Genomic DNA, 23,920 nt, shown 5'->3' with positions numbered 1-23,920 from the left:
AAGCCGTGGGAGCACGGAACCGGTCCCGCAGGGTACGGCCGGCGCACCCCCGACGACTTCGTCGGCATGACCGGACCACCGTCCGGGCGCGCCGACGCCGATGACACGAGGTGCTCCCGTGCGGCGCACCGCACCGATCCGCCCCCGGGCGGAGCGGGCGGACGCGCCCGGGAGCCTGACGGGAGATTGCCCGGATGCTTGAGAACGAAGCCGATTCGGCCACGGCCGAAGGCACTGATAACGAGACGACCGATGGCGCGAGCGCTGACGAGACCCGCAACGGGGTGACCGCGCGGCCGCGGCGGGCCAGCCGGCCCGCCGGCCCGCCGCCCGAGGTGGAGGAGCCCCCGGCCCAGCCCCCGGCCGCCGACGCCGACGCCGACGCCGACGCCGCCGACGAGGACGAGGACGAGGAAGCGGCCGAGGCCGGCGCTGACGCCGAGGACGCGGCCGCGGAGGAGCCCGCCGAGCCGGAGCCGGCCGTCGAGGAGCCGGTCGCCGAGGAGCCGGTCGCCGAGGAGGCTCCCGAGCCGCCGAAGCGGACCAGGACCCGGACGCGCACGCGGAGCGCGAAGGTCGCCGAGACGCCCGCCCCCGTGCCGATGACCGGCGCCGAGACCTGCCCCGAGACCGAGACCGAGCCCGCGGAGGAGGCGCCGGCGCCCCGCCGGACCCGCCGCCGGGCCGCCGCCGCCGAGGCGCCGGCCGTGCCCGCCGTGCCGCCGGTGCCGGAGATCCCCGCCGTTCCGGGCGCCGGCGCCGAGGTGTCCCCCGAGCAGGTGTCGGAGACCGAGCCGGCGAGCGGCGTCGGCGTCCCGGGCGTCACGTTCCAGCCGCCCATGGTCGTCTTCCAGCCGCCGCAGCCGAAGGCCGAGCCGCCCGCCCGCGAGAAGCCCGCCCCCGAGCCCGAGCCCGAGACCGCCGAGGACGACCACGACCACGGCCCCTCGGACGACGACGAGTCCGACGACCGCCCGTCCCGGCGCCGCCGGCGCCGCGGCGGACGCGGCCGCGGCCGCGGCAAGGACGGCGCCGAGGACGAGGCCCAGGCCGAGGAGCCCGAGGCCGAGGAGCCCAAGGACGAGCAGCCCAAGAGCGGCAGGGCGGCCAAGGGCGGCCGGAAGGACAAGCCCGCCAAGCAGGAGAAGGAGCCCAAGGCGGAGGAGGCCGAGCAGGAGGCCGCCGACGACGAGGACGACGGAGACAACGGCCAGAACGGGTCGAGCCGCCGCCGTCGCCGCCGCAGGCGCCGCTCCGGGGCCGATGCCGAGGGCGGGAACGGCGCCGACGACCCGCCGAACACCGTCGTGCACGTCCGGACGGCCCGCGAGGAGCGCGCCGCCGCCGAGGACGAGGTCCGCTCCGTGCGGGGCTCGACGCGGCTGGAGGCCAAGAAGCAGCGCCGCCGCGAGGGCCGCGAGCAGGGCCGCCGCCGCCCGCCGGTGATCACCGAGGCGGAGTTCCTGGCGCGCCGCGAGTCCGTCGAGCGCGTCATGGTGGTGCGGCAGGAGGGCGAGCGCACCCAGATCGCCGTCCTGGAGGACGACGTCCTCGTCGAGCACTACGTCAACCGCGCCACGCACCAGTCGTACGTCGGCAACGTCTACCTGGGCAAGGTCCAGAACGTCCTGCCGTCGATGGAGGCGGCGTTCGTCGACATCGGCAAGGGCCGCAACGCCGTCCTGTACGCGGGCGAGGTCAACTGGGACGCCTCCGGGCTGGAGGGCCAGCCGCGCCGCATCGAGTCGGCGCTGAAGTCCGGCCAGTCGGTGCTCGTCCAGGTCACCAAGGACCCGCTCGGCCACAAGGGCGCCCGCCTCACCAGCCAGGTCTCGCTGCCCGGCCGCTACCTCGTGTACGTGCCGGACGGCTCGATGACCGGCATCAGCCGCAAGCTGCCCGACAAGGAGCGCAGCCGGCTCAAGTCGATCCTGAAGAAGGTCATGCCGGAGAACGCCGGCGTGATCGTCCGGACGGCGGCCGAGGGCGCGACCGAGGAGGAGCTGTCCCGCGACGTGTCGCGGCTCTCGGCCCAGTGGGAGACCATCCAGAAGAAGGTGAAGACGGCGTCGGCGCCGTCGCTGCTCTACGGCGAGCCCGAGCTCACCCTCCGGGTCGTCCGCGACATCTTCAACGAGGACTTCTCCAAGCTGGTCGTCTCCGGTTCCGAGGCCTGGGACACGATCTCCGAGTACGTCGAGTACGTGGCCCCGCACCTCGCCGACCGCGTCGAGCGCTGGACGGGCGACCAGGACGCCCTGTCGGCGTTCCGCATCGACGAGCAGATCGCCAAGGCCCTCGACCGCAAGGTGTGGCTGCCGTCCGGCGGCTCCCTCGTGATCGACAAGACCGAGGCGATGACGGTCATCGACGTCAACACCGGCAAGTTCACCGGGCAGGGCGGCAACCTCGAGGAGACCGTCACCCGCAACAACCTGGAGGCGGCCGAGGAGATCGTCCGCCAGCTCCGGCTCCGCGACGTCGGCGGCATCATCGTCATCGACTTCATCGACATGGTGCTGGAGAGCAACCGGGACCTGGTGCTGCGCCGCCTCGTCGAGTGCCTGTCGCGGGACCGTACCAAGCACCAGGTCGCCGAGGTCACGTCGCTGGGCCTGGTCCAGATGACCCGCAAGCGCGTCGGCCAGGGCCTGCTGGAGGCGTTCTCGGAGACCTGCGAGTCCTGCAACGGCCGCGGCATCCACGTCCACCTGACGCCGGTCGAGCCGAAGCCGGACAAGGCGGCCGGCAAGGAGAACGGCCGCCGCCGCAAGCGCAAGGGCGAGGTCGAGAAGGCCGTCGAGGAGAAGCTGGCCCAGCACGAGGCCAAGCCGAAGGACACCGGGCCCGAGCCCGCCGCCGAGGCGCCGGCGCCCGCGGTGGAGGAGAAGCCCGAGCCGGTGCGGTCGCGGCCGAAGAAGTCGGGCCCCGCCAAGCGCCCGGCGGGCCCGCCCCCGGAGATCGACGAGTCCCCGGCGCAGGCCGCCGAGGAGGCCGCCGACGCCGCCGTGGAGGCCGTCGACACCTCCCCGGGCGCGCTGGACGACGCCGAGCCCGTCGCGGTCACCGCCAACGGCACCGGCCCCGACCTGGACGGCGCCGCGGCGCCGGCCGACGCCGCCCCCGCCGAGTCGAACGGCAGCGCACCCGCCGAGACCGAGGCCGAGGGCACCGGTGACGGCGAGGGCGGCACGGCCACCCGCCGCCGCACCCGCCGCCGCGCCACCGCTGCGCAGACCGCCGACGGCGGCGACTCCGCGGACTGACGAGGGACGGATGCCCCGGCCGGACGCGTTCGCGTTGCGCTCGGGGCATCCGGTACCCTTGTACTTCGGCGCGTCATCGGCGCGTCGCCCGAACCCGCACCGCGAGCCCCGTCCGGGGGTCGTTCGGTGCTCACCTCGCCGATCCGGCGAGGCCCAGCAGAGAGCGCCAGGGGCAGCCCTGGTGTGCCGCCCTCGGCCCGGTGCCGGGGGTAGGCCCCCATCCGGGGGCTGGTAAGCCACGCGTGGGACCGGTTCAGCCCGGAAGCGCGCGCAGACGAAGGGTTTCCGCGGTGTACGCGATTGTCCGCGCAGGCGGCAGGCAGGAGAAGGTCGCCGTCGACGACGTTCTGACCGTCGACAAGCTGGCCGGTGAGGTCGGCTCGACCGTCACGTTCCCGGCGGTGCTCGTCGTGGACGGCGACGACGTCGTCAGCAAGGCCGCCGACCTGGCGCGCTACGAGGTGACCGCCGAGATCCTCGGCGCGGTCAAGGGCCCGAAGATCAACATCATGCACTACCGGAACAAGACCGGGTACAAGCGGCGGATGGGTCACCGCCAGCCGTACACCGAGGTCAAGATCACCGGTATCAAGGCCGGGAAGTAAGGGAGAGCGGTCTCATGGCACACAAGAAGGGCGCATCGTCCAGCCGCAACGGTCGCGACTCCAACGCCCAGCGCCTCGGCGTGAAGCGGTTCGGCGGCCAGGTCGTCAACGCCGGCGAGATCATCGTCCGGCAGCGCGGCACCCACTTCCACCCCGGGCCGGGCGTCGGCCGCGGCGGTGACGACACGCTGTTCGCGCTGGTCGCGGGCGCGGTGCAGTTCCGCCGCTACCGCGGTCGCAACGCGGTGAGCGTCGTTCCTCCGGCGGAATAGTCCGCCTGGGCACTGAGCGTTTTAAAAAGGGGCGGACCGTTCTTCGGTCCGCCCCTTTCGCCGTTTTCACTGAGGAGAGTCACCGTGGCCGCTGGAGCGGGATCGGGCGCGCAGTTCGTCGACCGGGTGGTGCTGCACGTCGCGGCGGGCAGCGGCGGCAACGGCTGCGCCTCGATCCACCGGGAGAAGTTCAAGCCGCTCGGCGGCCCGGACGGCGCGAACGGCGGGCGCGGCGGCGACGTCGTCCTCGTCGTCGACGGGAACGCGGCGAGCCTGCTGGAGTACCACCGGCGCCCGCACCGCAAGGCGGGGAACGGCAGGCCGGGGCAGGGCAGCCTGCGGACGGGCGCGGACGGCGGCGACGTGATCCTGCCCGTCCCGGACGGCACGGTCGTGAAGGAGGGCGACACCGTCCTGGCCGACCTGGTCGGCGAGGGCACCCGGTACGTCGTCGCGAGGGGCGGGCACGGCGGCCTCGGGAACGCGGCGCTGGCGTCCGCGAAGCGCAAGGCGCCGGGGTTCGCGCTGCTCGGCGAGCCGGGCGAGGAGCGGGACGTCGTCCTGGAGCTCAAGAGCGTCGCCGACGTGGCGCTCGTCGGCTTCCCGAGCGCGGGCAAGTCGTCGCTGATCGCGGCGCTGTCCGCCGCGAAGCCGAAGATCGCCGACTACCCGTTCACGACGCTGATCCCGAACCTCGGCGTGGTGAGCGCGGGCGACACGACGTTCACGGTCGCGGACGTCCCGGGCCTCATCGAGGGCGCCAGCGAGGGACGCGGGCTCGGCCTCGACTTCCTGCGCCACATCGAGCGCTCGTCCACGCTCGCGCACGTCCTCGACTGCGCGACGATGGAGCCGGGCCGCGACCCGGTCGGCGACTTCGAGGTCATCGAGCGCGAGCTGCGGGCGTACGACCGGGTGCTCGGCGACCGGCCGCTGTCGGACCGCCCGCGCATCGTCGTCCTGAACAAGGTGGACGTGCCCGACGGCCGCGACCTCGCCGAGATGGTCCGGCCCGAGTTCGAGGCGCGCGGGCTGAAGGTGTTCGAGGTGTCGGCGGCGACGCACGAGGGGCTGCGGGAGCTGTCGTTCGCGATGGCGGCGATGGTCGGCGAGTACCGCGCGTCGCTGCCGCCGGCGGAGCCGACCCGCATCGTGATCCGGCCGGAGCCGGTCGGCGGCGACACCGACTTCGAGATCAGGACCATGGGCGACAACACGTTCCTGATCACGGGGACGAAGCCCGTCCGGTGGCTGCGGCAGACCGACTTCGCCAACGAGGAGGCCGTCGGCTACCTCGCCGACCGGCTCGCCCGGCTCGGCGTGGAGGACGCGCTCGCCGAGGCGGGCGCGAGTGCCGGTGCCACGGTCCTGATCGGCACCGCCGACGACTCGGTCGTCTTCGACTGGGAGCCGGAGGTGCCGGCCGGCGAGGCCGCCATGGGCCCGCGCGGCACCGATCGCCGGTTGGAAGGCCGCTGAAATGAGAGCAGGGTCATGAGTGAGCGGGTCGAGGTCGCCAAGGCGCGGCGGATCGTGGTCAAGGCGGGGTCGTCGTCGCTGACCACGCCGCGGGGGACGATCGACGCGAACCGCATCGACGCGCTGGTGGACGTGCTCGCGGCGCGCCGCGCCGACGGCACCGAGATCGTGTTCGTGTCGTCGGGTGCGATCGCCGCCGGGCTCGCGCCGCTGGGGCTGAGCCGGAGGCCGCCCGACCTCGCGACGCAGCAGGCGGCGGCGAGCGTCGGGCAGGGGCTGCTGTTCGCGCGCTACACCTCGTCCTTCGCCCGGTACGGCATGACGGTCGGGCAGGTGCTGCTGACCGCCGACGACATGATGCGCCGCTCGCACCACCGCAACGCGCAGCGCACCCTGGGGCAGCTCCTCGCGATGGGGATCCTGCCGATCGTGAACGAGAACGACACCGTCGCCACCGACGAGATCCGGTTCGGCGACAACGACCGGCTCGCGGCGCTCGTCGCCCACCTGATCCGCGCGGACGCCCTCGTCCTGCTGTCGGACGTCGACGCGCTCTACACCGGTGACCCGCGCCAGCCCGGCGCCCGCCGCGTCGACGACGTCCACGGGCCGGACGACCTGAAGGACGTGAAGCTCGGCCGGTCCGGACGCGTGGGCACGGGCGGCATGGTGACGAAGGTGGAGGCGGCCCGGATCGCGGGCATCCCGGTCGTCCTGACGAACGCCGCGTCCGCCGCGCACGCGCTCGCGGGCGACAAGGTCGGCACGCTGTTCCACCCGGCCGAGGGCCGCCGCATGTCGACGCGGAACCTGTGGCTCGCGCACGCCACCACCGGCCAGGGCCGCGTCATGCTGGACGCGGGGGCCGTCGAGGCGGTCGTGCGGCGCCGCAAGTCCCTGCTCCCGGCGGGCGTCACCGGGGTGGACGGCGATTTCGCCGCGGGCGACCCGGTCGACCTGTGCGACACGTCCGGGCACGTGCTCGCGCGCGGCCTGGTGAACTACGACGCGTCCGAGATCCCGGAGCTGATGGGCCGCTCGACACGATGGCTGGCGAGGGAGCTGGGCCCCGAGTACGAACGCGAAATAATCCACCGAGACCACCTGGTGGTCCTGACCGAAGAACGTTGACCTGCGGCGTGTTGTTGTTATGACGGCGTCGATAACAACAACACGCCGCAGGTGAACGAAGAGGAGAGGCGTCATGAGCGACGACGAGCGCGAAGAGTTCCTGCGGGCGGCGCGGCGCGCGCGCGAGGCGGCGGCCGGGCTGGCTCCGCTGCCGCGGGCGGCGAAGGACGCGGCGCTGCACCGGATCGCGGACGCGCTGGTCGCCGCCGCGCCGGAGATCGTGAAGGCCAACGAGTCCGATGTGGCGCGGGCGAGGGGCAACGGCACGTCCGAGTACATGATCGACCGGCTGAGCCTGTCGGAGCAGCGGATCGCCGCGATCGCCGACGCCGTCCGCCAGGTCGCCGCGCTGCCGGACCCGGTCGGCGAGTCGATGCGCGGCAGCGTGCTGCCGAACGGGCTGGAGCTGCGGCAGGTCCGGGTTCCGCTCGGCGTCGTCGGGATCATCTACGAGGGCCGCCCGAACGTGACCGTGGACGCCGCCGCGCTGTGCCTGAAGAGCGGGAACGCGGCGATGCTGCGCGGCTCGTCGTCGGCCTACGACTCGAACACGGTGCTGGTCGAGGTGATGCAGGGCGCGCTGGCCGAGACGGAGGTGCCGGCGGACGCGGTGCAGCTCGTCCCGGGGACGTCCCGCGAGTCGGTGAAGCACCTGATGCGGGCGCGCGGCCTGGTGGACGTGCTGATCCCGCGCGGCGGCGCGTCGCTGATCAACTCGGTGGTGGAGGAGTCGACCGTCCCCGTGATCGAGACGGGTGTCGGGAACTGCGCGGTCTACGTGGACGCCGCCGCCGACGTGGACATGGCCGTCGACATCCTGCTGAACGCCAAGACGCAGCGTCCCTCGGTGTGCAATGCCGCGGAGACGTTCCTGGTGCACGCCGATGTCGCCGACACGTTCGTCCCGCGCGCGCTTGAGGCGCTCAAGGGCGCCGGGGTCACCGTCCACGGCGACGACCGGATCCGCTCCTACGACGGCGACGTCGTAGAGGCGACCGAGGACGACTGGTACGCCGAGTACCTGTCGCTCGACATCGCCGCCCGCGTGGTCGACTCCCTGGACGACGCCGTCGCGCACATCCGCACGTACGGGTCCGGCCACACCGAGGCCATCGTGACGGCGTCGCAGCCCGCCGCGAAGCGTTTCGTGTCGCTGGTCGACTCGGCCGCGGTGATGGTGAACGCCTCGACCCGCTTCACCGACGGCGAGGAGTTCGGGTTCGGCGCGGAGATCGGCATCTCGACGCAGAAGCTCCACGCGCGCGGCCCGATGGGGCTGCCGGAGCTGACCTCCACGAAGTACGTGGTGACGGGGGAGGGGCACACCCGCGGCTGACCGGCGGCATTCGTCCAAGTTGTGACATCTTTGCCATTGATGTCACGTTGCGGGTGTGGTCTGATTCACGATTGTGACTCGTGAGTACAGCCGCCGCCGTGTCCTGAAGGGCGCCGCCCTCGGCGCGGGGATCGCCTCCACCGGGCTGGCCGCGTTCCCCGCGCGTCCCGCCGCCGCTGCCGCCGCGCCCGCACTGGCCGGGCCGGTCGCCGGCACCACCCTCGACCGGACGTACGTGCTCGGCGCGGCGGGCGCGGGCGGGTACCGCCCGGTGATCACCGGGCCGGGGGAGCCGCACCTGCTGCGCCGCGACCTCGGCGGCGCCGCCGGTGCGCGCCGCGCCGCCACCCGCCGGGGCGTCCTGGCGTTCGGGCACCTCACCGACGTGCACATCATCGACGCGCAGTCCCCGGCCCGGGTCGAGTTCATCGACCGGATCCGGGACCTGGTGAGCGGGTTCCCCGAGGGCGGGTACCGGCCGCAGGAGATCCTGTCCACGCAGGTCGCCGAGGCGATGGTGCAGGCGGTGAACAGGGTCGGGCGCGGCCCGGCGACCGGCCTCGGGCTCGCGTTCACGATCAACACCGGCGATGCCGCCGACAACGTCCAGTACAACGAGATCCGCTGGATCATCGACCTGCTGGACGGCGGCCGGGTCCGCCCCGACTCGGGCGACCCGAACCGGTACGAGGGCGTCATGGACTGGGCGTCCTACGACCGCGCGTACTGGCACCCGGAGGGCCCGCCGCCCGGTGCGCAGGCCGATGTGGCGATCACCGAGTACGGGTTCCCGCGCGTCAAGGGCCTGATCGACGCCGCGCGCCGGCCGTTCCAGGCGACCGGTCTCGACATGCCGTGGCTCGCCGCGTTCGGCAACCACGACGGGCTCATCCAGGGCAACCTGCCGGTGAACCCGCTCGTCTCCGGCCTCGCCACCGGCGGCATCAAGATCGGCGCCCCGGCGGACGACGGCCAGGCCGCGCGCCTCGCCCGCATGATCCAGAAGGCGGACGCGGCCGAACTCGTCCGGCTGAGCCGCGAGCAGGGCGGCGCGGGCGGCCTGTTCCGCCCGGTGACGCCCGACGGGAACCGGCGGATGCTGTCGCGCCGGGAGGTCGTCGCCGAGCACTTCACGACGTCCGCGTCCCTGCGCGGCCACGGCTTCACCGCCGCCAACCTCCTGGAGGGGACGGCCTACTACGGGTTCGACCAGGGCGTGGTGCGCGGCCTCGTGCTCGACACCGTCAACCCGAACGGCTACTCCGAGGGCTCGCTGGACAAGAAGCAGTTCGCCTGGCTGGAGGCCCAGCTGAAGGCGGGGAGCAGCCGCTACTTCGCCGCGGACGGCTCGGTCGTGAGGCACGCGGTGAAGGACCGGCTGTTCGTCCTGTTCAGCCACCACCCGATCGCCTCACTGGAGAACCCGCTCGGCGGCGACCGCGTCCTCGGCGACGAGGTGCGGGCGCTGCTGCTGCGCTACCCGAACGTCATCCTGTGGGTGAACGGCCACACGCACCGCAACGAGGTCATCCCGCACGCGCGCCAGGGCGGGGGAGGGTTCTGGGAGGTCAACACCGCCGCGCACATCGACTTCCCGCAGCAGAGCCGCATCGTGGAGCTGGCCGACAACCGCGACGGCACCCTGTCGGTCTTCGCGACGATCATCGACTCGGCCGGGCCCGCGTCCTACGGCGGCCGGCTGACCGACCCGGTCCGGCTCGCGTCGCTGTCGCGGGAGCTGGCGGGAAACGACTGGCAGGACCGCGACTCGCACCGCCGCGGCGAGCTCGACGACCGCAACGTCGAACTCCTCGTCCCTGCGCCGTTCTAGCGCGGCCCTCCGGGCATGAGAAGGGCCGCCGCGTCCGTGTCGCGGCGGCCCAGGCTGTCTCGTCTCTCCCTAGCGGCCGGTCGGCCCGTTGTCGCGGCGGGTGAGCCGGTCGAACAGTCCACCGGCCGCGCCCGCGGCCGCGTCCGCCATGTCGCGGACCTTGCCCACGAACGGGTCGGCCGTCCGCTCCCACGACTCCCGGTAGGAGCGCGCCGCGTCCTTGACCTCGTCGCGGACGGAGGCGCTGCCGTCGTCGTCGCGGCGCGGGTAGTCGCCGGCGAGGATCCGCTCGTACTCGCCGCCGCGCGCCCACCGGTCGATCTCGGCGAACCGGATCACCGCGAACGGGTGCGACTGGCCGAGCAGGTTCAGGAACTTCAGGATGCCGTCGCGGACGTCGCCCGCCGCGTCGTACTCGCGGGCCTGCGCCAGGAACGCCTCGGCGCTCATCTCGCCGAGCCGGACCCCGCCCGCGAGCTTCATGTTGACCCGCTTCGCCGCGTCCACGTCCTGCCCGGCGAGCAGCCCCGCCCGGTCGGACGACAGCTCGGCCTTCCGGAACCACTCGCGCAGCCCGATGATGATGGCGGCGATGCCGACGTTGCCGAGCGGCAGCCATGCGAGCCGCGCGCCGAGCTGCAGCAGGATCTGCATCATCGTCTGGTAGACGGCGTGCCCGGACAGGATGTGCCCGACCTCGTGCCCGATGACGAACCGCAGCTCCTCGTCGTCCAGCAGGTCGATGAGGCCGGTGTTCAGCACGATGAACGGGTGGTCGGAGCCGAGCGCCATCGCGTTCGGCGTCGGGTCCTGCCGGACGTACAGCTCCGGCACCTCGGGCATGTCCAGTATGTAGCAGGCGTCGCGCACCATGTCGTGGATGTGGCGGAACTGGTCCTCGCCGACGCGCACCGTCCCGCCGAGGAACATCAGCCGCAGCGACCGCTCGTTGACCAGCCCGGACAGCTTGCGCAGGACGACGTCGAACCCGGAGAGCGAGCGCAGCGCCACGAGCGCCGATCGGTCCGCCGGGTGTTCGTAGGCCCGGGAACTGATCCCCGGGAACCGCGTACGTGCTCGATCCGGTGTGTTCTCCGTCATGTCTGGCATGGTAGTCCCGACGAACCAGCGTGCCGCTGGGTTCCACTCCGGGGGGCCCGAGCGGTTCCGCCCTCCCCGGGAGGCGAGTTATGTTCGACCCCAAAGCCGAGGCGATGTCCCTGGACGAGCGGGCCGCGCTGCAGCGGCACCGGCTGTGGGGCCTGGTCGACCGGCTCCTCGCCGCGGACGGCGTGCAGGGGAGGCGGCTGAAGGAGGCCGGGGTCGGCGGCGGCTCCGACGTGACGCTCGCCGACCTCCGCGACCTCCCGTTCACCACCAAGCAGGACCTCTGGGACGCCTACCCGTTCGGGATGCTCGCCGTCCCGCAGGACCAGGTCGCCGCCGTGCACGGCTCCAGCGGGACGCGCGGACGCCCCACCCTCGTCGCCTACACCAAGGCCGACCTCGACCTGTGGGCGGCCATGTGCGCGCGTTCCCTGTCGTGCGCCGGGGCGTCGCCGGGCAGCGTCGTCCACAACGCCTACGGCTACGGGCTGTTCACCGGGGGCATCGGCATCCACCAGGGCGCCGTCGCGCTCGGCGCGACCGTCGTCCCCATGTCCGGCGGCATGACCGACCGGCAGGTGCGGATGCTCGCCGACCTCGGCGCCGACATCCTCACCTGCACGCCCGCGTACGCGCTGCGGCTCGGCGAGGCCGTCGCCGAGGCCGGCGTCGAACTGCCCGCCCTCACGGCCGGGGTCTTCGGCGCCGAACCCTGGTCGGAGGAACTGCGCACCGCCATCGAGGCCGTGCTGCCCCTCAAGGCGGTCGACATCTACGGCCTCTCCGAGGTCATCGGCCCCGGCGTCGCCACCGAATGCCTCGAACAGGACGGCCTCCACGTCAACGAGGACCACTTCATCGTCGAGGCCGTCGACCCGTCCACCGGAGACCCCGTCGAGGACGGCACTCCCGGCGAACTCGTCTTCACCACCCCCACCAAGCAGGCACTGCCCCTGCTGCGCTACCGGACCGGCGACATCGCCTCCCTCACCCGCGGCGAATGCCCCTGCGGGCGGACCCTCGTCCGGATGAGCAAGGTCCTCGGCCGCGCCGACGACATGCTCGTCGTGCGCGGCGTCAACGTGTACCCGAGCGAGGTCGAGCGCGTCCTGCTCGGCTCCGGGCTCGTCCGGCCCCACTACCAGCTCGTCGTCGACCGGCGCAGCCCGTCCACCCGGCTCCTCGTCGCCTGCGAGGCCGTCGCCGGCGACCCGCAGGAGCGTCTCGTGCACGCGCTGCACGAGGCGCTCGGGCTCACCGCCGAGGTGTTCGTGCTGCCGGACGGCACCGTGCCGCGCGTCGAGGTCGGCAAGGCCGTCCGCGTCGTGACCTGGGACGACGGGCGCCCGCCGCTCCCCGGCCTCGGCTGAGCCGGGGGACCCGGACGTGCCGGGCACCGGCCCGGCCGATTATTCTCGTCGGCATGACGCAAAAGCGGCGGCTCGGGGTCATGGGCGGCACCTTCGACCCCATCCACCACGGGCACCTCGTGGCCGCGAGCGAAGTCGCGCACTTCTTCTCCCTGGACGAGGTCGTCTTCGTCCCCACCGGCATCTCCTCCCACAAGGAGGGCCGCGACGTCACCGCCGCCGAGGACCGCTACCTCATGGCCGTCATCGCCACCGCGTCCAACCCCCGCTTCTCCGTCAGCCGCATCGACATCGACCGGCCCGGCCCCACCTACACGGTCGACACCCTCCGCGACATGCGCGACATCCAGGGCGAGGGCACCGACCTGTTCTTCATCACCGGCGCCGACGCGCTGGAGAAGATGCTCACCTGGCACGACACCGACGAACTGTTCGAACTCGCCCACTTCATCGGCGTCACCCGTCCCGGCCACCGCCTGGCCGACCCCGGCCTCCCCAACGGGCGCGTCTCCCTGATGGAGGTCCCCGCGCTCTCCATCTCCTCCACCGAGTGCCGCGAACGCGTCCACGCCGGGGAACCCATCTGGTACCTCGTCCCCGACGGCATCGTGCAGTACATCAACAAACGCGGGCTGTACTAGAGGCTTACCCGGGACGCGCAGCTCCGGCGGTGCGGAGGTGTGTCGGCGGGGGCACATACCCTGGAGGGGGAAGGGCCGCACGAGGCGTGCGGTCGTACAGCGACACAGGGGTACCGACGTCCGCCGCCCGTGAGAGGGTGTCAACGGAGACGACCCCTACAGGGAGGATCGCGAGCGCATCGTGACCGCATCCGAGAGGGCGGCAGAGCTCGTCCGGATCGCCGCCGAGGCGGCGGGCGACAAGCTGGCCGACGACATTCTTGCCTACGACGTGAGCGAGCAGCTCGTCATCACCGACGCGTTCGTGCTCTGCTCCGCGCCCAGCGACCGGCAGGTCCGCGCCATCGTGGACGAAGTCGAGAAGCGCCTGCGCGAAGAGGCGGACGCCAAGCCCGTCCGGCGCGAGGGCGAACGCGAAGGGCGGTGGGTCCTGCTGGACTACGTCGACATCATCGTGCACATCCAGCACGAGGAAGACCGCATGTACTACGCCCTCGAACGCCTGTGGAAAGACTGCCCCCTCCTCGACCTCCCGGAGAGCGTCACCGCCCACCAGGCCCAGCGCGCCCGCGCCGTCGGGAGCCCGAGTGAGTGACGCCCGGCCCACCCGCGAACCCGGCCGGCGCCGGCTCGTCCTCTGGCGGCACGGCCAGACCGCGTGGAACGTCGAACGCCGCTTCCAGGGCAAGACCGACATCCCGCTCGACGACACCGGGGTCCAGCAGGCCCGGCGCGCCGCCCGGCTCCTCGCCGGGCTCCGCCCCACCGCCCTGCTCGCCTCCCCGCTCCGCCGCGCCGCCGACACCGCGCAGGCCCTCGCCGACATCACCGGGCTCGACATCCGCTACGACAAGGACCTCATCGAACGCGACGGCGGCGCCTGGGAGGGCCTCACCTCCCGCGAGATCCGCGAACGCTACCCCGCCGAGCACGCCGCCTGGCAGCCGCCCGGCGGCGAGACCAGCGCCCAGGTCGCCAAGCGCGTCGGCGCCGCCCTCGAACGCGCCCTCGACGAGCTCCCGCCCGACGGCCAGCTCGTCGTCGCCTCGCACGGCGCCGCCCTCCGCCTCGGCATGTCCCACCTCCTCGGCCTCCCCGAAGAGACCTGGGAACGCCTCGGCGGCCTGTCCAACTGCTGCTGGTCCGTCATCACCGAGATGCGCGACGGCGGCTGGCGCCTCGCCGAGCACAACGCCGGCACCCTCCCCGAACCCGTCCTCAGCGACGACCGCCCCGACGCCGGCACCTGACCCGCAAACGATTCGAGACCACGCCCCGCCGTCCTATACACTGGCGGGGCGCTGCGGGATGAACGTCCACGCGGCGGCGGGGCTATGGCGCAGTTGGTAGCGCGCCTCCATGGCATGGAGGAGGTCTGGGGTTCGAATCCCCATAGCTCCACGAACGAGTTGGGAGTGGTGTGCCCGCGGAAGGCGCGGGCCGCCACTCCTTCGTCGTGTTGACCCGGGGGGCGACCCCGGACCCCCGATGTGGGGGGCTCCGCCCCCCACGCCCCCTTGCCGGTTTGTGTCCTTGCCCCTGTGCGGGTCGTCGTCGCTTCGGCCGTTTTGGGGCTTCGCCCCTTGCCCCCCGGGCTTCTCATTCCCTGACGTGCTGTGTGGTGCCCCTTGGCGAGGGGGTGGGGCCGTCTGGCGAATTTGGTGGGCGGGGCGCGGCGGGCTGGTGGGGGCGGGTGGTTTCATGCGGGGTATGGGAAGACATCGCAGGGGGGCGACTCGCGAGGTCACCGTGGGGGACCTCATCGACGAACTGCGCCGGTTCGAGCCCGGGGCGCCGGTGCGGCTGGCGGTCCAGCCGCGGCTGCCGCAGGAGCACGCCGTCGGGGCCGTCGCCGAGGCCGACGGGATCGTGTGGATCGGGGACGGCGGGCACCGCGGGTACGCGCCCGACGAGGTCGGCGAACGGCTCGGGTGGATCTGACGCAAAGCCTTCGCCAACCTTTGCGCCCGCCGCGCTTCGCGGTGTCGATCATGCGGGAACAGCCAGGGACGTGGCGATGCATGATCGAGAGGGTTGACCCCAGTGAGAAGCCGGATCTTCGGGCCGCTGCTCGTCGCCGCGGCCGTCACGGCCGCTGCCGTGCCCGCGTCCGCCGCGCAGGCACCGCCGCCCGCGCCGCAGACCTTCGAGGAGGAGGCGCCGCCGCCCGTCCCGCAGACCTACACCGTGGACGACTGCCCGAAGGCCCTGAGCCTCCTGACGTCGCTGCTGAACGTCCTGCCGCTCGGGCAGGACCTGTCCAAGGCCGTGTGCTCGCTGAAGACGCAGCAGAGGCCCGAGACCGAGAACACCGGTCCCGTCGAGAGCACGTACACCTCACCGGAGGGGCGCACCGTCCAGGACAACAGGCTCCTGGGCCTTCCGGTGGAATGGCCGAAGAGCCTCACCGTCAAGGTCCCGACCGTCAACGAGGGCACGTACACCTACGGGTCGGCCGGCCGCTGAAGCCTCGCGGGCCGCGGGGGGCGCCCCTCCGCGGCCCCGCGCGTCATGAGCGCTCCCAACGTGCACTAAGCTTTTCCTCGACCGAGGGGCTATGGCGCAGTTGGTAGCGCGCCTCCATGGCATGGAGGAGGTCTGGGGTTCGAATCCCCATAGCTCCACCTTCGAGTGATGGGTCGGCGCATCGCGTCGGCCCATCGCTTTTGTTCAGGGCCGGGAGAAGTTGTCCGGGTCCGGGGTCGTGGTGAAGCGGAGGACGGCGCCCACGGGGATGTCCGGGCCCTCCTCGTCGGGGGGCAGGACGACCAGTTCGCTGTCCGTCGCCGCGGCGGCCCGCACCAGCGCCGCGTCCGCCCGCTCCTGCTCGGGGTCGGTGATGCCGAACTCCTCGCGCAGCTCGGCGGCGGTGGCGGCGACCTGGGACGGGTCCGGGCCGATCCACAGGCGGTCGGCGGAGTCGGGGGCCTCCGTCAGCAGCAGCGTCTCCACCTGTCCGTGACGCAGCGCCTTCGTCGTCGCGGGCAGGCCCGACACCGCGCGCTCGCCGTTCGCGAGCTCCCGGTCGAAGCGCTCCGCGACCGTCATGACGCGTTCGAAGGTCTTCAGCCGCAGGAGGCGGTGCAGCTCCGAGTCGAGGTCGGGGTCGTCGATGTCGGTGTTCTTGTCGGTCTCGACCGTCTGCTCCAGGACGCCCGTCGAGACCTCGTCCAGGACGGCGTTCCGGGCGTGCGTGTCACCGGCGATGACGATGGCCTCGGCGTTGCAGCGCTCCGCGGCCCGGTCGATCTCGCGCGCGACCTTCTTCGCGTTGGCCTTCCAGACGCCCTCCGACGAGCGCTGGAACCGGGACTGGTTCCAGTCGCCCGCCTTCACCTTGCGGATGGGGTAGTCCTCGTCCCCGCGCACGTCGATGTGCTCGCGGTGCCCGCGGGTGTCCACGCAGTCGATCGCGCCCCCGCGGCGGTCGACGACGGCGAGGAGGTGCGGGAACTTCTCGCCGCGCTCGGCCAGGTAGGGCAGGACGTCCGGGAGCGGGCCCAGCGTGGCGTGCGGGTTGCGGGGCGGGCCGCCGAGCCGCTCGCGGTGCACCACCTCGCCGTCCGCGGCGAAGACCACGATGCCCTCCGACCGGCGCATGACGATCTCCTCGTCGATGGCCCGCTCCACCGCGCGCAGGGTGTCCTCGGGGGTGTTCTGGTCCTCCAGGTCCGCGCGCAGCGCCCGCCACCGGAGCTCCACCGCCTTGACCGCGTCCTCGGTGGTCCGGGTCAGGTCTGCGTACACCGACGCGTAGGGGCCCGGACGTTCGTACAGCGTCTTGAGGAATGCCAGATCCATGGGATCGCCCTACCCCGCCCAGCTGGGACAAACGTAAAGAAGGCGGGCGTTGGGGACTCTGCGGTGGGCGGGGGACGTCAGTCCCCTTCCGCGGCCTGCTGGAGGCGGGCGTAGGCGAGCTGGAGCCAGTCCGAGCCGGCCACCGCCGTCATCGTGGCGCCGGCGAGGCGGGTCGCCTGCGGGGCGAAGACCAGGCCCGCCGCGTAGGCCGTCGCGACCCACTGGGCCGTGCAGAACGGGCAGGTGATCAGCTCGCCGACGGCGTGCCGGACGCCCCTGCCGCGCACCTCCTCCGCCAGCTCGGACGGGCCCGCCGTCCCGGAGTACCGGGTGAACGGGGCGCGCAGCGGGCTCGTCACCGGGTCCTTCGCGATCAGCCGGGAGACCTTGTGCGTGGTCAGCGTCATCAGCGCGAGGTCGGCGAAGCCGATCGCCGGCGGACGGTCGCGGATCCTGCGTCCGAGCAGGGCCAGCGCGCCCGTGGTGAGCGCGTACACGCCGAGGGTGCCGAGGTAGGAGCCGAGCGGGCGGTCCTCGCCGGCGGCGTACTCCTCCTTCTGCTTGCGCGCCGTGTCGACGACCGTGTTCATGTCCTCTCCTCTTCGGGCGGGCGTATCAGGCAGAACTCGTTGCCCTGCGGGTCGGCGAGCACCGTGGTCAGCCACCCGTCGTCCAGGAACGGGCCGCGGACGACGGTCGCGCCGAGCCCGGTGACGCGGGCGAGTTCCGCGTCCATGTCGGTGATGCGGAGGTCGGGGTGCATCCGGTTCTTCGCCGTCTTCGGCTCGGGGACGCGCTGCAGGAGGATGCGCGGCCCCTTCCCGGAGGGGTCCGTGAGCGCCACGTACGGCGGGTCGTACTCGCCGCGGTCGTAGCCGAGTGCGGCGGCCCAGAAGCCCGCGAGGGCCTCCGGGTCGCCGCAGTCCAGGACGAAGACGAGGTCCATCTAGTGGTCGCGCAGCGCCTTGACGAGCTCGGACTTGTTCATCGAGGAGCGTCCCTCGATGCCGATCTCGCGGGCGCGGTCGAGCAGTTCGTCCTTCGTCCAGTCGTCGTAGGAGGGGTTCTTGCCGCCCTTGCGGCCGACGTTCTTCTTCCCGCGGTTCGCCGAGGCGTTGGCGATCCGCGCGGACTTCTCCTTGCTCTCGCCCTTGTCGCGGAGCTTCCGGTACGTCTTCTCGTCCTTGATCTGCGCTCTAGGCATATCGGGACAAGTACCCGACACGCGCGGTCCACACATCGGGAACAATGGCACGGGGGAAGGGGACACGTGCGCATCGGCATCCTGGGCCCGCTCGACGTGCGGGACGAGGCCGCGCGGCCCGTCGAGGTCGGCGGCCGGCGGCTGCGCGCGCTGCTCGTCCGGCTGGCGGCCGAGGCGGGCCGCCCCGTGTCGGCCGAGCGCCTGCTGGACGACCTGTGGGACGGCGCGGCGCCCGGCGGCAACGCGCTGCAGGCGCTCGTGTCCCGGCTGCGCGGCGTCGCCGGGCGGGACGTCGTCGAGCACGGTCCCGGCGGATACCGGCTCGGGATCGACCCGTCCGAGGTCGACGCGGTCGCGTTCGAGCGGGCGGTCGCGGCCGCCCGCGCCGAGGGCGATCCGGCGCGGCGGGCCGACGGGCTGCGGGCGGCGCTCGCGCTGTGGCGCGGCCCCGCGCTCGCCGACGTCGCCGGCGCCGACTTCGCGTACGGCATCGCCACCCGGCTGGAGGAGCTGCGGCTCGCCGCCGTCGAAGACCGCGTCGAGGCCGAGATCGCGCTCGGGCTGCCCGTCCCCCCGGTCGCCGAACTGGAGCCGCTCGCCGCCGCCCACCCGCTGCGCGAACGGCTGCGCGGGCACCTCATGCGCGCCCTGTACGCGGCGGGACGGCAGGCCGAGGCGCTGGAGGTGTACGAGGAGACGCGCCGCGCGCTCGCCGACCGGCTCGGCGTCGACCCGTCCCCGGAACTTGCCGCCGTCCACCTGTCGATCCTGCGGCGCGAAGGCCCGACTCCGGCCCCGGAATCCTTGGCCGAGGCGCCCGCGGCGCCGCCGTCGCCGCGCACCAACCTGCCCGCGCAGCTCACCAGCTTCGTCGGGCGGGAGGAGGAGTCGCGGCGCGTCGGCAAGCTGCTCCGCGAGACCAGGCTCGTCACCCTCAGCGGTCCCGGCGGCGCCGGCAAGACGCGGCTGGCCGGGGAGAGCGCCGCCGCGTTCGTCGAGGAGATGCCGGACGGCGCCTGGTTCGTCCCGCTCGCGCCCGTCAGCGACCCCGCCGACGTGGTGCAGGCCGTGCTGTCGGCGCTCGGCGTCCCCGAGACCGTGCGCCCCGGGGAGACGCGCGTGGTCGTGCGGCCCCTCGAACGGCTCACCGACTTCCTCGCCGCCAAGCGGATGGTCGTCGTCCTTGACAACTGCGAGCACGTCGTCGACGCCGTCGCGCGGCTCGTCGGCCACGTCCTCGCGCAGGCGCCGGGTGTGCGCGTCCTCGCGACGAGCCGCGAGCCGCTCGGCATCACCGGCGAGTCGCTGTGCCCCGTCCCGTCCCTGCCGTTACCGGACGAGGACGTCGCCGACCCCGCCGAGGCGCTCGGCTACGCGTCGGTGCGGCTGTTCGCCGACCGGGCCGCGGCCGTCCGCCCCGGATTCGCCGTGGACGCCGGCACCGTCGCCGACGTCGTCGCGATCTGCCGCGCGCTCGACGGCATCCCGCTCGCGATCGAACTGGCCGCCGCCCGGCTGCGCGGCCTCACCCCCGGCCAGGTCGCGGCGCGGCTCGGCGACCGGTTCCGGCTGCTGACCGGCGGCAGCCGCACCGCGCTGCCCCGGCACCGGACGCTGCGCGCCGTCGTCGACTGGAGCTGGGACCTGCTCGACGACGCCGAGCGCGCCGTCCTGCGCCGGCTCTCGGTGTTCGCGGGCGGCGCCTCCCCGGAGGCCGCGGTCGAGGTGTGCGGCCTGGACGCGGTCGAGCCGCACGACGTCATCGACGTGGTCGCCGCCCTGATCGACAAGTCGCTGGTGATGGCGGACGGCGACGCCGACGTCCGCTACCGGCTGCTGGAGACCGTCCGCGTGTACGCGGCGGAACGGCTGGAGCAGGCCGGCGAGACCCGGCGCGTCCGCGACGCGCACGCCGGCCACCTCGTCCGGCTCGCCGAGGGCGCCGAGCCGGAGCTGCGGCGCCGCGACCAGTTGCAGTGGGCGGAGCGGCTCGCCGCCGAACGCGACAACATCACGGTCGCGTTCCGGCACGTCATCGACACCGGCGACGCCGAGACGGGGCTGCGGCTCATCGCGGCGCTGCTGTGGTTCTGGGTGCTGCGCGACATGGAGCGGGAGGCGGGCGGCTGGGCGGTCGCCGTCCGCGCCATGGTCGGCGGCACCGCGCCGCCCGGCCTGGAGGAGGCGTACGCGCTCTGCGCCGTCACGGCGGGCCTCGTCACCGAGATGACGAAGGAGCCGGGCCCCACGCAGGACTCGATGCAGGAGACGCTCGACGGGATCCTGGCCGTCGTCCCCGACGCGCCGACGCATCCCGTCCTCGCCCTCATCGAACCGACGTCCGCCATCTTCCACGGGGACATCGGCGAGGTCCGGCGGCGGCTGCGGGGCGTCCAGGACCACCCCGACCCGTGGGTCCGCGCGATCGCGCGCGTCCTCCGCGCGCACATGGGGATCCACAGCGGCGACATCGAGGAGGCCGCCACCGAGGCCGCCGACGGCTACGCGCGGCTCCGCGACCTCGGCGACCGCTTCGGGATGATCGTCGCGCTGGGCGCGATGATGCAGGTCGCGCTGGCGCGCGGCGAACCGGCGGAGGCCGTCCGGTTCGGCGAGGAGGCCTACGGCTACGCCACGGGCGGCGTCAGCCCGGAGCAGGGCGCGGCGATCCTCACGCAGCTCGCCCAGGCACGGGCCCGGCTGGGCGACGTCGCGCGCGCCCGCGAGGACCTCGAGCACGCCATGGCGCAGATGGAGCGGATCGGCGAGTTCGCCGACGCGGCGACCGCCTCCCTGCTCCTGTGCGAGCTGGCGCTGGACGAGGGCGACCGCGAGGCCGCCCGCGCACTCGCCGGCAACGCCTACGCGTGGGTCGAGCGGCGCGGGCACCGTCCCGACTTCGCGCAGGCCGTCCGGCGGACCTACAGCCGCCTCGGCTGCCTCGCCGAGGAGGACGGCGACCTCGACGCCGCGCGGGACTGGCACCTCAAGACGTTCACCGGTCTGCGGAACGACGCGCTCATGGGCAACCCGACCGTGGCGTCCCTCGTCGAGGGCCTCGCCGCCTACGCCGCCGCGCGGGGCCGGTTCGTCCGGGCCGCCGAACTGCTCGGCACCGCGCACAACCTGCACGGCTACCGCGACGTCGCGTCCCACGAGGTCGGCCGGACCCTGGCGGCGGCGACCCAGGAGCTGGGCGACGCCGCCTTCGACGCCGCCTACGAGCGCGGCAGGCAGGTCAGCCGCGAGGAAGTCTTCGAGCAGGGCGACGACCTGATCGCGTCCATCTGAGATCGCCCGCGGCCGCCGCGGCCTGGCCGTGGGACCGGGCATCGGGGCGTGGACGGCGCGCGCCGCCCGGGACCGTGCGTCCGGGGCGGCGCGTCTGCGGGGTGGCCGGATTCAGGACCGCCGCGAGTACATGCGCATGGCGAGGGGGAACGTCACCAGTGTGATGCCGGCGGCCCACGCGAGCGTGTACCAGAGGTGGTTGCCGAGCGGCCCGCCGACCGTCAGCGCCCGCACCGTCTCCGCCAGGTGCGTGACCGGGTTGACCTTCGTCCACGCCTCCAGCCAGCCCGGCATCGTGGACGTGTCCGGGACGAGGATGCTGCTCCCGAACGTCAGCGGCATCACCCACAGGAACGCCAGCCCCTGCACCGTGTCCGGCGACGGCGCGATCAGCCCCACCAGGACGGACACCCACGACACGGCCAGGTAGAACACGTACGCCACCGCGAACGCCGCCAGCACCGAGAGCGGATCGGTGTGGAACCTGAACCCGAGGATCGACCCGAACCCGACGAGCATCGTCATCACGACCAGGAACCGGGCCGTGTCCCCGAGGACCGTCCCGATCAGCGGCGCCGAACGCGCGATCGGAAGGCTGCGGAACCGGTCGAACACGCCCCGCTGGATGTCCTCGTTCAGCGCAGTCCCGAGCCCCATGGTGGCGAACATCGCCATCTGCGCGACGAGCCCGGGGAGCAACTGCTGCAGATACGAATGCGTGTCCCCGGCGACCGCACCGCCGAACACGTAGAGGAACAGCAGCAGGAACACGATCGGCATCAGCGTCGTGTCCAGCAGCTTCTCCGGCGAGTGCTTCAGCTGGGCGATGTTGCGCCAGGCCAGGGTGAGGCCGTGCCGCATGGTGCGCTGCGGGCTGACCCGCGCGGGCGGCTCGGCCGCGGCCGGACGGGCGTCAACGGTCATCGTGGTCATGCCACGCTCCCCTCGGGGACGAGTTCGGACTGTGCTTCTTCGGCGAGGTGGCCCGTCAGCGTGAGGAACACCTCGTCCAGGCTCGGCATCCGCAGCGCCAGCTCGGCCGCCACGATGGACGCCTCGTCCAGCCGCCTGACCAGCGCCGACAGCAGCTTCGGATCGTTCACCGGTGCCGTGACGAGCCCGGACGCCTGCTGCGTCTCGGGCCGCTCCCCGGTCAGCTCGGCGACGATCGCGGTGAGCTGCGCGGTGCGGTACGGCTCCGCCGCGCGCACCACGAGGGTCTGCCGGCCGATCTGCCCCTTCAGGTCGTCGGAGGTCCCCTCGGCGATGACGCGGCCGTGGTCGAAGACCGCGATCCGGTCGGCGAGCGCGTCCGCCTCCTCCAGGTACTGCGTGGTCAGCAGCACCGTCGCTCCGTCGGCGACGACGTCGCGGACCGTGTCCCACACCTCGTTGCGGGCCCGCGGGTCCAGCCCGGTCGTCGGCTCGTCCAGGTAGATGACCTCGGGATGGTTGATCAGGCTCGCCGCCAGGTCGAGCCGCCGGCGCATACCGCCCGAGTAGGTCTTGACGGCGCGCGACGCGGCGTCGGTGAGGCGGAACCGGTCCAGCAGCTGCGCGGCCCTGGCCTTCGCCTCCCGCCTGCCGAAGTCCAGCAGCCGGGCGATCATCACGAGGTTCTCGGTGCCGGTCAGCTCCTCGTCCACCGACGCGTACTGACCGGTGAGCCCGATCTTCGCCCGGACGCGCGCCGCGTCCTTGACCACGTCGTAGCCGGAGATGTGAGCCCGTCCGGCATCGGGTCTGAGCAGGGTCGCCAGCACGCGCACGGCGGTCGTCTTGCCGGCCCCGTTCGGCCCGAGGACGCCCAGCACCGTGCCGCGGCGCGCGACGATGTCCACTCCGTCGAGGGCCGTGGTCGCCCCGAACCGTTTCCGCAGCCCCTCGGCGCGGATCACTTCGTCCATCGATCTCGCCTTTCACCTGTCCGTCATCTGTGACGGTCACCACCATGGGGGAGGGCGCTGACATGCCGCGGACATCGGCGTACCGGCGCTGACACGCCACTGACACGGCGCTGAGCAAAGCTGGCCGAAGCAGGGCCCACCTGCGCTTTCACGGACTGGACGGGATGCGGCGCCCGAGCCGAACCCGGTGCGGGAGACGAGCCGGGCGGACGCGCGGTGTCGCCGATGCCGTTGCGGGCGGGGCGCTGTGGGCCGATGTCGATTTGACGGGCCGTCCAGTGCTGCTAATGTCTGTCGTGCCCCAAGGGGATGCGGGACGCCGAGAGGCGGACGGCCCCGGGGGAAGCCGACAGAGGAAAACGGTTCGCAGCCTGCTGCGGGTCGGGGTACTCTTGAATGGCAAGCCCGATCGGGATGCAGGACGCCGCGAGGTGGCTGGCCCGCAGGGCATCTCCTACGGAACGATTATCGCCAGGTCTTCGGCCTGGGGGTACGTCGTCGCCGCGGGGGGACTGGGACGCCTCCGACCGTCAAAAAAGATCTTCGTTGATTGGCTTGACAACGGAAGCGGAACAGGTAAGTTAGAAGGGTTGCCCCGGAGCCGGGGCCTGCGGGAGCGGGGTTCGGCGCGGTGGGTGTCCGTTTCTTGAGAACTCAACAGCGTGTTAAAAGCCAGTGC

Annotated in this window: 21 protein-coding genes and 2 tRNA genes; 16 read left to right on the top strand and 7 right to left on the bottom strand. The window is 73.0% G+C overall.

The features are described 5' to 3' along the window. The first annotated feature begins 194 nt into the window (after positions 1-194). The 7 genes from ABFX46_RS37255 to ABFX46_RS37225 all read left to right on the top strand — a co-directional run bounded on the left by ABFX46_RS37255 (position 195) and on the right by ABFX46_RS37225 (position 9,920). A complete protein-coding gene (locus ABFX46_RS37255; RefSeq protein ID WP_346048712.1) occupies positions 195-3,266 on the top strand; it encodes an Rne/Rng family ribonuclease in 3,072 nt (1,023 codons plus the stop codon). Between the two features lie 290 nt (positions 3,267-3,556). After that, entirely contained in the window at positions 3,557-3,871 is a 315-nt protein-coding gene (rplU, locus tag ABFX46_RS37250; protein ID WP_131943760.1) for a 50S ribosomal protein L21, read from the top strand. A gap of 14 nt (positions 3,872-3,885) precedes the next feature. Continuing rightward, positions 3,886-4,143, top strand: a complete 258-nt coding sequence (gene rpmA / locus ABFX46_RS37245; protein WP_067640985.1) for a 50S ribosomal protein L27 — start codon at positions 3,886-3,888, stop codon at positions 4,141-4,143. Positions 4,144-4,227: 84 nt separating this feature from the next. Further along, complete coding sequence (gene obgE, locus ABFX46_RS37240; protein WP_346048711.1) at positions 4,228-5,622, top strand: GTPase ObgE; 1,395 nt, start codon at positions 4,228-4,230, stop codon at positions 5,620-5,622. A 15-nt stretch (positions 5,623-5,637) separates the two neighbouring features. Further along, positions 5,638-6,753, top strand: a complete 1,116-nt coding sequence (gene proB, locus ABFX46_RS37235; protein ID WP_346048710.1) for a glutamate 5-kinase — start codon at positions 5,638-5,640, stop codon at positions 6,751-6,753. Between the two features lie 73 nt (positions 6,754-6,826). Then, entirely contained in the window at positions 6,827-8,089 is a 1,263-nt protein-coding gene (locus ABFX46_RS37230; protein ID WP_346048709.1) for a glutamate-5-semialdehyde dehydrogenase, read from the top strand. A 73-nt stretch (positions 8,090-8,162) separates the two neighbouring features. Beyond that, positions 8,163-9,920 carry a TIGR03767 family metallophosphoesterase gene (locus ABFX46_RS37225; RefSeq protein WP_346048708.1) on the top strand — a complete coding sequence of 586 codons (1,758 nt, stop codon included), beginning with the start codon at positions 8,163-8,165 and terminating at the stop codon, positions 9,918-9,920. Between the two features lie 69 nt (positions 9,921-9,989). Here ABFX46_RS37225 and ABFX46_RS37220 read toward each other — a convergent pair whose 3' ends face one another. Further along, positions 9,990-11,021 carry a M48 family metallopeptidase gene (locus ABFX46_RS37220; protein ID WP_346048707.1) on the bottom strand — a complete coding sequence of 344 codons (1,032 nt, stop codon included), beginning with the start codon at positions 11,019-11,021 and terminating at the stop codon, positions 9,990-9,992. Positions 11,022-11,110: 89 nt separating this feature from the next. Between ABFX46_RS37220 and ABFX46_RS37215 the strand changes: the two genes are divergently transcribed. From ABFX46_RS37215 to ABFX46_RS37180, 8 genes are all read left to right on the top strand, one after another. After that, complete coding sequence (locus tag ABFX46_RS37215; protein ID WP_346048706.1) at positions 11,111-12,397, top strand: phenylacetate--CoA ligase family protein; 1,287 nt, start codon at positions 11,111-11,113, stop codon at positions 12,395-12,397. A gap of 53 nt (positions 12,398-12,450) precedes the next feature. Continuing rightward, positions 12,451-13,038, top strand: coding sequence for a nicotinate-nucleotide adenylyltransferase (gene nadD, locus ABFX46_RS37210; RefSeq protein WP_346048705.1), 588 nt, complete (start codon positions 12,451-12,453; stop codon positions 13,036-13,038). Between the two features lie 181 nt (positions 13,039-13,219). After that, on the top strand, positions 13,220-13,633 hold the full coding sequence (gene rsfS, locus ABFX46_RS37205) for a ribosome silencing factor (RefSeq protein ID WP_346048704.1): 414 nt from the start codon (positions 13,220-13,222) through the stop codon (positions 13,631-13,633). Then, a complete protein-coding gene (locus tag ABFX46_RS37200; protein ID WP_346048703.1) occupies positions 13,626-14,288 on the top strand; it encodes a histidine phosphatase family protein in 663 nt (220 codons plus the stop codon). Before rsfS ends, ABFX46_RS37200 begins: the two co-directional genes overlap by 8 nt. Positions 14,289-14,366: 78 nt before the next feature. Next, positions 14,367-14,439: transfer RNA gene (locus ABFX46_RS37195), tRNA-Ala, on the top strand. A gap of 348 nt (positions 14,440-14,787) precedes the next feature. Beyond that, positions 14,788-14,979, top strand: a complete 192-nt coding sequence (locus ABFX46_RS37190) for a hypothetical protein (protein ID WP_346048701.1) — start codon at positions 14,788-14,790, stop codon at positions 14,977-14,979. A 93-nt stretch (positions 14,980-15,072) separates the two neighbouring features. Next, a complete protein-coding gene (locus ABFX46_RS37185) occupies positions 15,073-15,504 on the top strand; it encodes a hypothetical protein (RefSeq protein WP_346048699.1) in 432 nt (143 codons plus the stop codon). An 85-nt stretch (positions 15,505-15,589) separates the two neighbouring features. Next, positions 15,590-15,662 (top strand) — tRNA-Ala (locus tag ABFX46_RS37180). Between the two features lie 46 nt (positions 15,663-15,708). On the opposite strand, the gene ABFX46_RS37175 is transcribed toward ABFX46_RS37180, so the two are convergent. The 4 genes from ABFX46_RS37175 to ABFX46_RS37160 form a co-directional block, all read right to left on the bottom strand. Continuing rightward, positions 15,709-16,839 (bottom strand): baeRF2 domain-containing protein, encoded by a 1,131-nt coding sequence (locus ABFX46_RS37175; protein WP_346048697.1) that lies wholly within the window; start codon positions 16,837-16,839, stop codon positions 15,709-15,711. Between the two features lie 77 nt (positions 16,840-16,916). Next, a complete protein-coding gene (locus ABFX46_RS37170; RefSeq protein WP_346048696.1) occupies positions 16,917-17,429 on the bottom strand; it encodes a DUF1360 domain-containing protein in 513 nt (170 codons plus the stop codon). Then, positions 17,426-17,785, bottom strand: a complete 360-nt coding sequence (locus tag ABFX46_RS37165) for a VOC family protein (protein ID WP_346048694.1) — start codon at positions 17,783-17,785, stop codon at positions 17,426-17,428. The genes ABFX46_RS37170 and ABFX46_RS37165 overlap by 4 nt, the downstream gene beginning before the upstream one ends. After that, positions 17,786-18,043, bottom strand: a complete 258-nt coding sequence (locus tag ABFX46_RS37160) for a DUF7218 family protein (protein ID WP_346048693.1) — start codon at positions 18,041-18,043, stop codon at positions 17,786-17,788. Between the two features lie 66 nt (positions 18,044-18,109). Between ABFX46_RS37160 and ABFX46_RS37155 the strand changes: the two genes are divergently transcribed. Beyond that, positions 18,110-21,334, top strand: coding sequence for an ATP-binding protein (locus ABFX46_RS37155; RefSeq protein WP_346048692.1), 3,225 nt, complete (start codon positions 18,110-18,112; stop codon positions 21,332-21,334). Positions 21,335-21,445: 111 nt separating this feature from the next. Here ABFX46_RS37155 and ABFX46_RS37150 read toward each other — a convergent pair whose 3' ends face one another. Both ABFX46_RS37150 and ABFX46_RS37145 read right to left on the bottom strand, forming a co-directional pair. After that, positions 21,446-22,267: an ABC transporter permease gene (locus tag ABFX46_RS37150; protein WP_346048691.1), complete on the bottom strand. Its 822-nt coding sequence runs from the start codon at positions 22,265-22,267 to the stop codon at positions 21,446-21,448. Next, positions 22,264-23,241 carry an ATP-binding cassette domain-containing protein gene (locus ABFX46_RS37145; protein WP_346048689.1) on the bottom strand — a complete coding sequence of 326 codons (978 nt, stop codon included), beginning with the start codon at positions 23,239-23,241 and terminating at the stop codon, positions 22,264-22,266. The genes ABFX46_RS37150 and ABFX46_RS37145 overlap by 4 nt, the downstream gene beginning before the upstream one ends. Between the last annotated feature and the right edge of the window lie 679 nt (positions 23,242-23,920).

The organism is Actinomadura chokoriensis (genome assembly GCF_039529475.1).
In the GTDB taxonomy this organism is placed as follows: domain Bacteria; phylum Actinomycetota; class Actinomycetes; order Streptosporangiales; family Streptosporangiaceae; genus Spirillospora; species Spirillospora bangladeshensis.
Note: the sequence above shows the minus strand (reverse complement) of the source record. Positions and strands in the feature narration are given on the sequence as shown.